Genomic DNA, 12,617 nt, shown 5'->3' on the forward strand with positions numbered 1-12,617 from the left:
AGGTGAGATGAATGGGTGCTTCACTAAATGAAATTAAGACACGTATTGCTTCAACGAAAAAAACAAGTCAAATTACGCGTGCCATGCAAATGGTTTCTGCTTCAAAGTTAACGAAGTCGGAAGCTTCATCTAAGAAGTTTCAGGTCTACGCGAACAAAGTGAGAGAAATCGTTACGCATTTAACAGCAACCCAATTAAGTGATATTGCTTCTTCAAACACAAATAATGACATTAATTATAACTCAATGTTGATTAGTCGCCCTGTTAAAAAGACAGGCTATATTGTCATCACAGCTGACGGTGGTTTAGTTGGCGGTTATAATAGTTCAATTTTGAAACAAACGATGTCTATTTTGGAAGAAGATCACCAATCATCCGACGAGTATGTGATGATTGCAATTGGTGGTACTGGCGCAGACTTTTTCAAAGCTCGTGGCATTGACCTTGCGTATGAATTACGTAACTTATCTGACCAACCAAGTTTTGACGAAGTTAGAAAAATCGTAAACATGGCTACAACAATGTATCAAAATGAAGTTTTTGACGAATTATATGTGTGCTATAACCACCATATAAATTCATTAACTAGTCAATTTCGTGTAGAAAAGATGTTACCAATCTCAGATTTAGATCCAGAAGAAGCAACAAGCTTTGAGCAAGAATATATTTTTGAACCTTCAAAAGAAAAAATCTTAGCTCAATTATTGCCTCAATATGCTGAAAGTTTGATTTATGGTGCGATTGTAGATGCTAAAACTGCCGAACACGCAGCAGGCATGACTGCAATGAAAACAGCAACTGATAATGCTGCAAACATTATTGATGACTTGACGGTTTCTTATAACCGTGCAAGACAAGGGGCTATTACCCAAGAAATTACCGAAATTGTTGCCGGAGCTTCGGCACTAGAATAGTATTGAGATTGGAGGAAAAAAGATGAGTTCAGGCAAGATTGTTCAAGTAATCGGTCCCGTTGTCGACGTGGAATTTTCTTTAGACCAATCCTTACCAGATATCAACAACGCTTTAGTTGTTTATAAAAAAGATGAGAAAAAATCAAAAGTTGTTCTTGAAGCAACCCTAGAACTAGGTGACGGTGTAATCCGTACGATTGCGATGGAATCAACAGACGGTTTACAAAGAGGGATGGAAGTTGTCGATACAGGCAAAGCAATCTCTGTTCCAGTTGGTAAAGAAACATTAGGTCGCGTATTCAACGTATTAGGGGATACAATTGATTTAGAAAAACCTTTCCCAGAAGATGCTGAAAGAAGCGAAATTCATAAAAAAGCACCTAATTTTGATGAATTAAGCACAAGTACTGAGATTTTAGAAACAGGGATCAAAGTTATTGACTTATTAGCTCCTTACCTTAAAGGTGGGAAAGTTGGTTTGTTCGGTGGTGCCGGTGTTGGTAAAACCGTACTGATCCAAGAATTGATCCACAATATCGCACAAGAACATGGTGGTATTTCTGTGTTTACCGGTGTTGGTGAACGTACACGTGAAGGGAACGACCTTTACTATGAAATGAAAGATTCTGGCGTTATTGAAAAAACAGCGATGGTGTTTGGACAAATGAATGAGCCACCAGGTGCGCGTATGCGTGTTGCCTTGACTGGTTTAACAATTGCTGAATACTTCCGTGATGTTGAAGGTCAGGACGTATTACTATTTATTGATAATATTTTCCGTTTCACACAAGCTGGTTCAGAAGTATCTGCCTTACTTGGCCGTATGCCTTCTGCCGTTGGTTACCAACCAACTTTAGCAACAGAAATGGGTCAATTACAAGAACGTATTACTTCAACGAAAAAAGGTTCAATCACTTCCATCCAAGCAATCTATGTACCAGCCGATGACTATACTGACCCTGCGCCAGCTACAACATTTGCTCACTTAGATGCAACGACCAACTTGGAACGTAAATTAACTGAACAAGGGATTTATCCAGCGGTAGATCCACTTGCATCATCTTCAAGTGCACTTGCACCGGAAATCGTTGGGGAAGAACACTATAAAGTCGCTACTGAAGTCCAACACGTTTTACAACGTTACCGTGAATTGCAAGATATCATTGCAATCTTAGGGATGGATGAATTATCTGATCAAGAAAAAGTTTTAGTTTCTCGTGCACGTCGAATTCAATTCTTCTTGTCACAAAACTTTAACGTTGCAGAACAATTTACTGGTCTTCCAGGATCATACGTTCCTGTTGAAGAAACAGTTAAAGGTTTCCGTGAAATCTTGGAAGGTAAATATGACGATCTTCCTGAAGAAGCTTTCCGAAGCGTAGGTCGAATTGAAGATGTCGTTGAAAAAGCGAAAAAACTAGGCTACTAGAAAGGGGTGCCCCATGGATCAATTTTTAACAGTTAATGTGGTAACACCTGACGGCTTGGTCTATGATCACCATGCAGCAATTGTCGTTGCACGTACAACTGCTGGAGAATTGGGGATTTTACCGAAACATGCTCCAATTATCGTTCCTTTAGCCATTGATGAAGTTCGCATCAAAAGAACGGACTCTGATACGCACGTTGACTGGATTGCCGTTAACGGAGGAATCATGGAAGTTCGTGATAATCTAGTTTCAATCGTCGCAGATACTGCGGAACGTGAGCGCGATATTGATGTTTCTCGTGCTGAAAGAGCAAAACAACGAGCAGAACGCCAAATCGAAGAAGCAAAACAAAAAGAAGATACGAATGAATTGAAACGTGCAACTGTTGCATTACACCGTGCAATCAATCGGATTAATGTTTCTAAGCACACGTAGATTCAAATGAACTTATTTTTTGATAAAAACTGTGCCAAAGTCAGTCCTTGATTTTGGCACAGTTTTTTTAATTGCATTTATTTTATGTAAAAAAGGCACAGTTATTTTTCCTTTTAGAAAATTTATGGTATTATCGTTTTATTGAGTTTACAGTAAATAGATGCAAGAAAGGACGTTATGATGCAAGTCTATGGAATTGACGCGATTATTCGAATTGTGAGTCATTTAGCGTTTATTTATTTAGCTTTTTGGTCTTTGCGTTCTTTGCGTACAGAAACGTTTTTTAAATATATGCAGAATACTACGCAAATCAGAATGGTAATTGTCTTTTTTTCAATTTTTTTAGGATACACTGCCAGTAATTTTTTTCTAGAAATCATAGCGTTATGTCGGAATCTTTTTGTTAGTATCTAATTTCAAAAAAGGGTACTATTTTAAAAGAAGAAATGCTATAATAAAAAAGATTTTGAGTAAGAGTATGCTCATTGGAATTTTTTTGGGGGGAACAACATGGAAGAGATCATCGTACAAGGTGGCAATCAATTAACAGGAACTGTCAAAATTGAAGGAGCTAAAAATGCTGTATTACCAATTTTAGCTGCTAGTTTATTAGCGGAAGAAGGAACAACAACATTAACAAATGTTCCAATTCTTTCAGATGTATTTACAATGAATCAAGTGATTCGTCATTTGAATGTAGATGTTGACTTTGATGAAGATCAAAATCAAGTGACACTTAATGCGTCAAGACAATTAGAAATCGAAGCGCCTTATGAATATGTTAGTCAAATGCGCGCATCAATCGTTGTTATGGGCCCATTGTTAGCCAGAAATGGTCATGCAAAAGTGGCAATGCCTGGTGGCTGTGCCATTGGCAAACGCCCAATTGATTTGCATTTAAAAGGATTCCAAGCGCTAGGCGCGAAGATTATCCAAAAAAATGGTTATATCGAAGCAATCGCTGATGAATTGATTGGTAATACTATCTACCTAGACTTTCCAAGTGTAGGTGCAACACAAAATATCATGATGGCTGCTGTGAAAGCAAAAGGTACGACGATTATCGAAAACGTTGCTCGTGAACCCGAAATTGTTGACTTAGCAAATATCTTAAATAAAATGGGTGCCAATATTTATGGTGCTGGTACAGAAACAATGCGTATTGAAGGTGTGGAGCATTTACATGCAGTGACACATTCAATCGTTCAAGACCGTATTGAAGCAGGAACATTTATGGTCGCCGCAGCAATGACAGAAGGAAATGTTTTAATTGCTGATGCAATCTCTGAACACAATCGTCCTTTGATTTCTAAGTTAACAGAAATGGGTGCGACGATTACAGATGAAGAAGGCGGCGTTCGTGTTGTTGGACCAAAACATGTATTACCAACTGACGTGAAAACAATGCCTCATCCTGGCTTTCCAACAGATATGCAAGCACAAATGACAGCCATTCAAATGGTTGCTGAAGGCACAAGTGTCGTAACTGAAACAGTCTTTGAAAATCGTTTCCAACATTTAGAAGAAATGCGTCGTATGAATGCGCACGTTAAAATTGATGGGAATGTTGCAATGATTGAAGGGGCACATGAATTACAAGGTGCAGAAGTATATGCTACGGATCTACGTGCTGCTGCTGCGTTGATTTTAGCTGGATTAAAAGCAAATGGTGTGACACGTGTTCGTAATTTGAAATATTTAGATCGTGGCTATTATAATTTCCATTTGAAATTACAACAACTTGGTGCAAATGTTGAACGTGTTGAAATGGATCAAACACCAACAGAAAAAACTGCACAAACTATCGCTTAAGGACGTGTTTGAATGAGTAACCATCGTTATATTTTAGTCAGTTTGATGAAGATTTTAATCGTAATCATCTTACTTTTTCTTCTTTTTATTGCCGGTACAATGATTGGTTACGGCGTAATCGGTGGCGGAAATCCTTTCCGAGTTTTCCAACTTGATTTGTGGCTTCATATTCGAGACTTTTTTAACTGAGATCTAAGGGGTTGTGGCAAACTTTTGTCGCAGCTCCTTTTTACATAGAATGATTAGTGAGGCAGAGTAGATGAAAAAATTTCTGATTTATTTAGTAAGAGGCTATCAACGATTCATTTCGCCAGCATTTCCACCGAGCTGTCGGTATTATCCAACGTGTTCGAATTACATGATCCGTGCGATTCAAGTACATGGGGCTGTGAAAGGAACATTGATGGGAACAGCACGAATTTTACGTTGTCATCCTTTTGTAAGAGGGGGCATTGACTATGTGCCAAAGAACTTTAAATTAACAAGGAATACAGTCGACAAAGAACAGCCAGATTATGAAGGAAAAGAGTAAAAGGGAAAAGTTTACTCTTTTTTGTCGTTGAAAGGAGAAAGGTTACCGATGATCGAACAATTAAAACCAAATGAACTTCCTTGGGATTTGCTATTGGATGCAGATCCTGAAAAAGAAAAAGTTCTTGCTTATCTTGAGCAAGGAGAAGGAATTGTTTGGAAAGATAATGGAGAAACGCTAGGAGTCTTGATTTTTGTCGCAACAAAAAACGAATTTGAAATCATGAATGTTGCAGTAGCACCACAAAGTCAGGGAAAAGGAATCGGTGGCTTATTATTAGAAGCTGCATTCCGACAAATCATTGAAGAGGTAGATAGCCAAACACAAATCATCATTCGTACAGGCAGCATTACTTCTGCTGCTTTACATTTGTATCAAAAGAAGGGCTTTAGCGAAATTTCCCGAGAAAAGGATTATTTTATCAAAAACTACGTAGAGCCCATTTATGAAGAAGGTATTCGATTAAGAGATCAAGTGACCTTAGCCAGAACGATTCAATCGCTTCGCTAGAATTCCCTAACCATTTACGGAAAAGGCTTTCAAAAATATAAGGATTGTTTTACAATATTTTTAGGAAGCAAAAAGGAGCGAAAATAGTTATGGGAATTCTTGTATTTGATTTTGGTGGTTCGGCAGTAAAATATGGTTATTGGAATGGCCATCAGTTAGAAGCAACCAACCAATTTCCAACACCTGGTACTTGGGAAGAAATGAAACAAAAATTAAGTGAAACATACCAAGCGTTTGCTGAAACAAACGCAATTGAAGGCATTGGTATCAGCGCTCCCGGTGTGGTTAACAGTGAGCGTCAAATTATTGAGGGAATTAGTGCGATTCCTTATATTCACGGATTTAATATTTTTAAAGAATTAGAAGAATTATTTGGATTACCAATTACTATTGAAAATGATGCGAATTGTGCTGGAATGGCAGAATTTTATGAAGGTGCAGCGCGCAATTACCAAGATGTTGCATTTGTTGTTATTGGGACAGGAATTGGTGGTGCAATGTTTACGAAGGGACAAATGAACAAAGGTGCTCATCTTTATGGTGGCGAGTTTGGGATGATGTTTTTAGATGGTGATCAAACATTCAGCCGCTTAGGAACTGCTGTGCAGATGGCTTGGCGTTATTGTGAACGTTTAGGTTTAGACAAGATGACCTATTCTGGAAAAGAAGTATTTCAACTGGCTGAATCAGGTGATGTGATTGCACAAGAAGAAGTGGAAAAATTTTATGATTACTTGGCAAAAGGACTGTTCAGTATTCAGTTTTCATTTGATCCAGAAGTGATTGTGCTCGGTGGTGGGATCTCTGCAAAAGAGGGGCTGATTGACGAATTGAATCAACGTATTGAAAAATTAATGGACAAGTTGGATCTACACGATTTTGTTCCAGAAATCTTATTATGTGACTATCGAAATGATGCAAATTTAGTTGGCGCTGCTGCGAATTACTATGCTCGAAGTCAAAGAGAAGCATGAAAACGAAAAGAAATGAAACAAAAGAATGATTGTATGCCCTGTTGAGTAAACAGGGTATATTTTATTGTGGAGAGTATGCTAAAATAGGTGGGAGGTGAGAATGATGTCAAAAAAGAATAAAGATATTGAAGTACGAGTAGAAGAAATCCAAAAAGTAATTAATGGCAAAAATTATGAGGTTACTCAGTTATTTATTGGTAAAAAAAATATTGGTGAAATTTTAGCATATGGCCCAAAAGAATTCGAAATATTTTTCGGTGAAGAGGATTTTGGGAAAGAAAAAAGTCTTGAAAATGCGATAGAAACAGTAATTCGCCATTGGAATTTACAAGACTAAAAAAATATCAAAAAAGTTTTCAATAAAGGGTTGCAAAAATCTGTGAAATTAGGTATTATAACTAAGTCAGGTTGATACAGACCTTTCGGAGGAGTAGCGAAGTGGCTAAACGCGACGGACTGTAAATCCGTTCCTTAGGGTTCAGTGGTTCGAATCCACTCTCCTCCATTTTTTTATTGGGGTATAGCCAAGCGGTAAGGCAAGGGACTTTGACTCCCTCATGCGTTGGTTCGAATCCAGCTACCCCAGTTATGAAATGGACGTTTACGAGATAACAGTTTCTGTTATCTCGTTTTTTTTTTGCTTACAGTATCTTGCTTCTTGAAGTATTTGAAGAATTAGGCTAGAGTTAAATTAGGCACTTAAATGGAAAGGGTGAAGAGAATGAAATGGAAAGAAAAAGTCGATGAAACTGCTGAGAAAATATATGATTTGGTTAAATCCGGAAAATATGATGTAGAAGTCGGACTTCCAAAAAATGCAAAAAAAGCAGTCCAAATCAAGTCAAAACGTTCAACCAATCATACGAAAAAATGGTTAGCAAAAAACCGCTAATAATAACAAAAAACTGCCAAACGCTAAAAAAAGCGGCTTGGCAGTTTTTTGTTATCTTTCGACTTCGATTCCTAATACAGTTAGGTGACCGTTTCCTACTAATTTTACGACTAAAGCAGCCAATTGTTCTGCCGACATGTTCGTGTCACTAGTAATCCACCAGTGAAGAGTCCCGATAAAAATCGAAGTCATGTATTCGATGATAAAATCGATGGGCACTTCAAGTTCATTTTCTGTAATTTTCAAGCGATTGAAGATGTTTGCGTATTTATTGTATAAAAGTTCTTCTAGTTTTTTACGCAAAAGCTCGTTGGATGAACCGTCCATGATGGTCAAAAAGAAAGCTTTTCTTTCTTGGATATTTTTGTAAATATTCGTCAGTGCAGCAATGATTTGTTTGACTTTGATCCGGTTGCCATGAACAAGTTGTTCCAAATCTAACACAGAGGTAAAGGCGTTGATCGCCATTTCAAAAATTTGTTCGTAGAGATCTTGTTTGTCTTTAAAATGAGCATAAAAGGTCGCACGATTAATCATTGCTTCATCGGCAATATCTTGCACGGTCACGTTATCATATCCTTTTTCTTCCACCAAGCGAATAAATGCCTCGATAATCATTTTGTGTGTTCGCTTCACTCGAAGATCAATTTTCTTAACCATAAAAAATTCCTCACTTGTTATTCGACATTTTTGATTTGTTTGTTGCTTATCTCACAAATAGGGGGTGTTTGCCAGTTGCAAAACCAATAAATTATTCCTAAAATATACATAAGTAGTATAACAGACACTTTGTTAGATAATCAACAAACTGTCTGTTTGAGGAGGGTGAAGAACAGATGAACTTACGAGCGGGAATTGACGTTGGGTCTACGACTGTCAAATTAGTATTACTAGATGAACGAAATCAAACAATTTTTTCTAAATATGAACGTCATTATTCAGATGTCAAGAAAGCAACAGCTAAGACTTTACGTGAAGCACAAGCCTTGGTTCAAAACCAACCAATTGCAATGGCAATTACTGGATCAGGCGGTATGGGACTTGCCGATGTATTGAACATTCCTTTTGTTCAGGAGGTGATTGCGTGTACACGCACGGTCGAAGAAATAATTCCTGAAACAGATGTGGCGATTGAATTAGGTGGAGAAGATGCGAAAATTACTTTTTTTGAAGGTGCACTGGAACAACGTATGAATGGTAGCTGTGCTGGCGGGACAGGTGCATTTATTGACCAAATGGCTGTTTTGTTGAAAACTGATTCAAATGGTGTGAATGAGCTAGCCAAGGAATATCGGCAAATCTACCCGATTGCTTCACGGTGTGGCGTGTTCGCTAAAACGGATGTACAGCCATTGATCAATGAAGGAGCAGATAAAGCGGATATTGCAGCGAGTATTTTTCAAGCTGTAGTAAATCAAACAATTGCTGGATTGGCAGCTGGACGAAAAATTAAAGGCAAAGTGGCATTTTTAGGTGGTCCACTGTACTTTATGTCAGAATTACGCAAACGATTTGTTGAAACGTTAGACATTGCGCCAGAAAATGTCATTTTTCCAGAAAATCCGCAGTTATTTGTGGCAATGGGTGCCGCGTTTTACGCTGAAGAAGCACGAGTGACGACAATTGAGGCTTTACTTGCTGCTTTGGAAAATGGTAATCAAGCACAATTGACCCCGTCAACTACGTTAGCTCCGTTGTTCGAAGAAGAGGTAGATTTGACCGCTTTTCGCGAGCGTCATGCACAAGCGACTGCTTCAGAAAAATTACTTTCAGAACATCATGGTGTAGCATTTTTAGGAATCGATGCAGGTTCAACAACGACAAAAGTTACCTTGATTAATGAAGAAGGGGAGATTCTCTTTTCCTTCTATGGTAATAATGAAGGCCAGCCTTTAGAAACAACGATGAAAGTGCTAAAAGAATTATACAGTCAATTACCAGAAGACGTTTTTATCGGAAAAGCAGCAGCAACAGGTTATGGCGAATTATTGATTAAGAATGCTTTAAAAGTTGATATTGGTGAAGTGGAAACGATGGCGCATTACAAAGCGGCAAATTTTTTCCAACCTGGTGTTGATTTTATTTTAGATATTGGTGGTCAAGATATGAAAGCCATGACGATCAAAGATGGTGTGCTTTCTTCAATCCAATTAAATGAAGCCTGCTCTTCTGGCTGTGGTTCATTTATTGAAACATTTGCTAAATCATTGAATTATGATGTACGAGATTTTGCGAAAGCTGCAGTGGAATCCAAAGCACCAGTTGATTTAGGTTCTCGCTGTACAGTCTTTATGAATTCGAAAGTGAAGCAAGTTCAAAAAGAAGGTGCATCTGTAGGAGATATTTCTGCTGGGTTGTCTTATTCTGTTATCAAAAATGCTATTTATAAAGTAATTAAGATTCGTAGACCAGAAGATCTTGGCGAAAAAATTGTTTGCCAAGGTGGAACTTTTTATAACGAAGCGGTGTTACGCGCATTTGAATTGATTAGTGGACGCGAAGTTGTTCGTCCCTCAATTGCTGGACTGATGGGGGCTTACGGAGCAGCGCTGATTGCCATGGAAAATTATGCGTTAGGTGAAGAAAGCACCATTTTGTCAGAAGAAGAGCTTGATCACTTTACTGCAGAAAAGGAATTTACGCATTGCGGTTTGTGTGAAAATAACTGTATGTTAACAGTTACGTTATTTTCTGATGGTCGCCAATTTATCACGGGAAATCGCTGTGAACGTGGCGCTCGAATCAAGATCAAGAAGGAAGATAAAAAAGTTAACCTAGTCGATTATAAGTATCGTCGTTTGTTTAAATACCGTCCATTACGTAAGAAAGAAGCAGTCAATGGTGTGATTGGTATCCCTCGAGTCTTAAATATGTATGAAAACTATCCTTTGTGGCATACTTTCTTCACTGATTTAGGATTCAGAGTAGAATTATCCCCACGCTCAAACAAAGAATTATACGAGCAAGGAATGGAAACAATTCCAAGTGACACAGCGTGTTATCCAGCTAAAATCACACACGGGCATATTCAAGCAATGATTGATGCAGGTATTCCACGAATTTTCTATCCGGGCGTTGTCTTTGAACGACAAGAATCAACTGAAGCGGATAATCATTTCAACTGTCCTATTGTCCAAAGTTATCCAGATGTTATTAAAAATAATGTGGATGACATTCGCGATGGTAAAGTTGATTATCGGAATCCATTTATCAACTTAGCGAACGAATCGGCAGTAGCAAAAGTCTTACATCAAACTTTTGCGGATTTTGATTTTTCGGAAGAACAGATTGCGAAAGCGTTGCATCATGGGTATGAAGAATTAGCAACGTTTAAGGAAGATATTCAGAAAAAAGGTGAAGAAACCTTATTGATGTTGAATCAAAAAAATGAGCGGGGAATTGTTATCTCAGGTCGTCCCTATCATTTAGATCCAGAAATCAATCATGGAATCTCAGAAGTAATTACGCAAGAAGGTTTCCATGTCTTGACAGAAGACAGCATTTCTCATTTAGGTGACGTTGGGAATTTACGCGTCGTGAATCAATGGGTGTACCACTCACGGCTATATGCGGCTGCACGAGTTGTTGCAAAATCAAAAAATCTTGAATTAGTTCAATTGAATTCATTTGGTTGTGGCTTAGATGCCGTAACAACAGACCAAGTCGAAGAAATCATGGAGCAATATGGAAAAATCTATACAGTTCTAAAAATTGATGAAGGTGCAAACCTCGGAGCAATTCGTATTCGGTTACGATCCTTAAAAGCAGCAGTCAATGAACGAGCCAAGCAAAATTTTGTTCCAGTCAAACGATTTGAAGAACCAGAAAAAATCGTCTTTACAAAAGAAATGAAAGAAAAACATACTTTATTGTTGCCAATGCTTAGCCCAATTCACCAATCTGGCTTAGTTGATGTCGCGTTAAACGCTTCTGGTTACAATGTTGTCTGCTTACCAGCAGAGGATAATGAAGCAATCAATGTTGGACTGAAATACGTGAACAATGATGCGTGTTATCCAGCAATCATCTCCATTGGTCAACTAGTGGAAGCCTTGGAAAGTGGTAAGTACGATTTGGAAAATACAAGTGTGATGATGACTCAAACTGGTGGTGGCTGTCGTGCGACAAACTATATTCCATTACTTAGAAAAGCGTTGAATGATGCTGGATTTGGAAATATTCCAGTTGTTTCAGTCTCAATGGGGAACAAAGGGGTTGAATCAAACCCTGGATTTAAATTCACGTTTCCAATGTTGAAACGTTTGGCGATTGCCTTTTTATATGGTGATTTGTTTGAAAGAGTCGTCTATCGTACGCGCCCTTACGAGTTAGAAAAAGGGACAGTTGATCGGTTACATGAAGAATGGCTACAACGAGTTGAAAAAAATGTTCGGAATGGCTCCTTAACGTTGTTTAATAGCAATATGAAAAAAATTGTCAAAGCATTTGATACCTTACCGATTTCTGATGTGAAAAAGCCAAAAGTCGGAGTCGTTGGAGAAATATTAGTTAAGTATTCTCCAACTGCTAATAACGATATTGTTCGCTTACTCGAAGCAGAAGGTGCAGAAGCGGTCGTTCCTGATATTGTTGGTTTTATGAACTATTCCTTATACAACCAAATTTGGAAATATGAAAATCTTGGGATGGCTAAACAAAGTAAGTTGCTCGCGCAATTTGCGATTCGGATGATTGAAATGATTGAAAAACCAATGGATAAAGCCTTGAGAAAATCAGAACGATTTGATGGAATCCAGTCAATTCAAGACTTAGCAGAAGATGCAAGTAAAATTTTGTCCATTGGAAATCAGACAGGTGAAGGTTGGTTCTTAACAGGAGAAATGATTGAACTGTTGAAGCATGATGTGAATAACATTGTTTGTATGCAACCATTTGGCTGTTTGCCTAACCACGTAGTTGGGAAAGGAGTCATCAAAGAATTGCGTCGTCAATATCCTAAAGCAAATATTGCAGCGATTGATTATGATCCGGGCGTTTCGATTGTCAATCAATTAAATCGCATTCGTTTAATGATGGCAACAGCTAATAAAACATTAGCAAAAGAAACGATCTCCTAAACAACTTAACTGTACCAAAAATAAAAGAGGAAAGAGTAGG

At 38.0% G+C, this 12,617-nt stretch carries 13 protein-coding genes and 2 tRNA genes; 14 read left to right on the forward strand and 1 reads right to left on the reverse strand.

Annotation, left to right across the window (positions count from 1 at the left end):
• Positions 1-11 precede the first annotated feature (11 nt).
• The 13 genes from IGJ93_RS03015 to IGJ93_RS03075 all read left to right on the forward strand — a co-directional run bounded on the left by IGJ93_RS03015 (position 12) and on the right by IGJ93_RS03075 (position 7,499).
• Positions 12-914: a F0F1 ATP synthase subunit gamma gene (locus IGJ93_RS03015; protein ID WP_067483768.1), complete on the forward strand. Its 903-nt coding sequence runs from the start codon at positions 12-14 to the stop codon at positions 912-914.
• A gap of 22 nt (positions 915-936) precedes the next feature.
• Entirely contained in the window at positions 937-2,343 is a 1,407-nt protein-coding gene (gene atpD, locus IGJ93_RS03020) for a F0F1 ATP synthase subunit beta (RefSeq protein ID WP_067483770.1), read from the forward strand.
• Between the two features lie 13 nt (positions 2,344-2,356).
• Positions 2,357-2,779 carry a F0F1 ATP synthase subunit epsilon gene (locus tag IGJ93_RS03025; RefSeq protein ID WP_067483772.1) on the forward strand — a complete coding sequence of 141 codons (423 nt, stop codon included), beginning with the start codon at positions 2,357-2,359 and terminating at the stop codon, positions 2,777-2,779.
• Between the two features lie 180 nt (positions 2,780-2,959).
• Positions 2,960-3,193 (forward strand): DUF1146 family protein, encoded by a 234-nt coding sequence (locus IGJ93_RS03030; RefSeq protein ID WP_067483774.1) that lies wholly within the window; start codon positions 2,960-2,962, stop codon positions 3,191-3,193.
• 96 nt (positions 3,194-3,289) lie between these two features.
• The gene (gene murA / locus IGJ93_RS03035; protein WP_067483776.1) at positions 3,290-4,591 is read left to right on the forward strand and encodes a UDP-N-acetylglucosamine 1-carboxyvinyltransferase; all 1,302 of its coding nucleotides are present in this window, start codon (positions 3,290-3,292) and stop codon (positions 4,589-4,591) included.
• A 12-nt stretch (positions 4,592-4,603) separates the two neighbouring features.
• Positions 4,604-4,780 carry a DNA-directed RNA polymerase subunit beta gene (locus tag IGJ93_RS03040; protein WP_067483778.1) on the forward strand — a complete coding sequence of 59 codons (177 nt, stop codon included), beginning with the start codon at positions 4,604-4,606 and terminating at the stop codon, positions 4,778-4,780.
• A gap of 70 nt (positions 4,781-4,850) precedes the next feature.
• Entirely contained in the window at positions 4,851-5,123 is a 273-nt protein-coding gene (yidD, locus tag IGJ93_RS03045; protein ID WP_067483780.1) for a membrane protein insertion efficiency factor YidD, read from the forward strand.
• Positions 5,124-5,171: 48 nt separating this feature from the next.
• The gene (locus IGJ93_RS03050) at positions 5,172-5,633 is read left to right on the forward strand and encodes a GNAT family N-acetyltransferase (RefSeq protein WP_086270627.1); all 462 of its coding nucleotides are present in this window, start codon (positions 5,172-5,174) and stop codon (positions 5,631-5,633) included.
• 89 nt (positions 5,634-5,722) lie between these two features.
• The gene (locus IGJ93_RS03055; RefSeq protein WP_071868685.1) at positions 5,723-6,607 is read left to right on the forward strand and encodes an ROK family protein; all 885 of its coding nucleotides are present in this window, start codon (positions 5,723-5,725) and stop codon (positions 6,605-6,607) included.
• Positions 6,608-6,707: 100 nt separating this feature from the next.
• Positions 6,708-6,944 (forward strand): DUF2969 domain-containing protein, encoded by a 237-nt coding sequence (locus IGJ93_RS03060; RefSeq protein WP_172843719.1) that lies wholly within the window; start codon positions 6,708-6,710, stop codon positions 6,942-6,944.
• 87 nt (positions 6,945-7,031) lie between these two features.
• Positions 7,032-7,112, forward strand: a tRNA-Tyr gene (locus tag IGJ93_RS03065).
• A gap of 9 nt (positions 7,113-7,121) precedes the next feature.
• Positions 7,122-7,193 (forward strand) — tRNA-Gln (locus tag IGJ93_RS03070).
• A gap of 135 nt (positions 7,194-7,328) precedes the next feature.
• Complete coding sequence (locus IGJ93_RS03075; RefSeq protein ID WP_285701628.1) at positions 7,329-7,499, forward strand: hypothetical protein; 171 nt, start codon at positions 7,329-7,331, stop codon at positions 7,497-7,499.
• 51 nt (positions 7,500-7,550) lie between these two features.
• On the opposite strand, the gene IGJ93_RS03080 is transcribed toward IGJ93_RS03075, so the two are convergent.
• Positions 7,551-8,159, reverse strand: coding sequence for a TetR/AcrR family transcriptional regulator (locus tag IGJ93_RS03080; RefSeq protein WP_067483786.1), 609 nt, complete (start codon positions 8,157-8,159; stop codon positions 7,551-7,553).
• Positions 8,160-8,335: 176 nt separating this feature from the next.
• Here IGJ93_RS03080 and IGJ93_RS03085 point away from each other — a divergent pair, with 176 nt between their 5' ends.
• Positions 8,336-12,577 (forward strand): 2-hydroxyacyl-CoA dehydratase, encoded by a 4,242-nt coding sequence (locus IGJ93_RS03085; RefSeq protein ID WP_071868686.1) that lies wholly within the window; start codon positions 8,336-8,338, stop codon positions 12,575-12,577.
• The last annotated feature ends 40 nt before the right edge of the window (positions 12,578-12,617 follow it).

It is taken from the genome of Enterococcus sp. DIV0174, from assembly GCF_050529065.1.
GTDB lineage: Bacteria > Bacillota > Bacilli > Lactobacillales > Enterococcaceae > Enterococcus_B > Enterococcus_B thailandicus.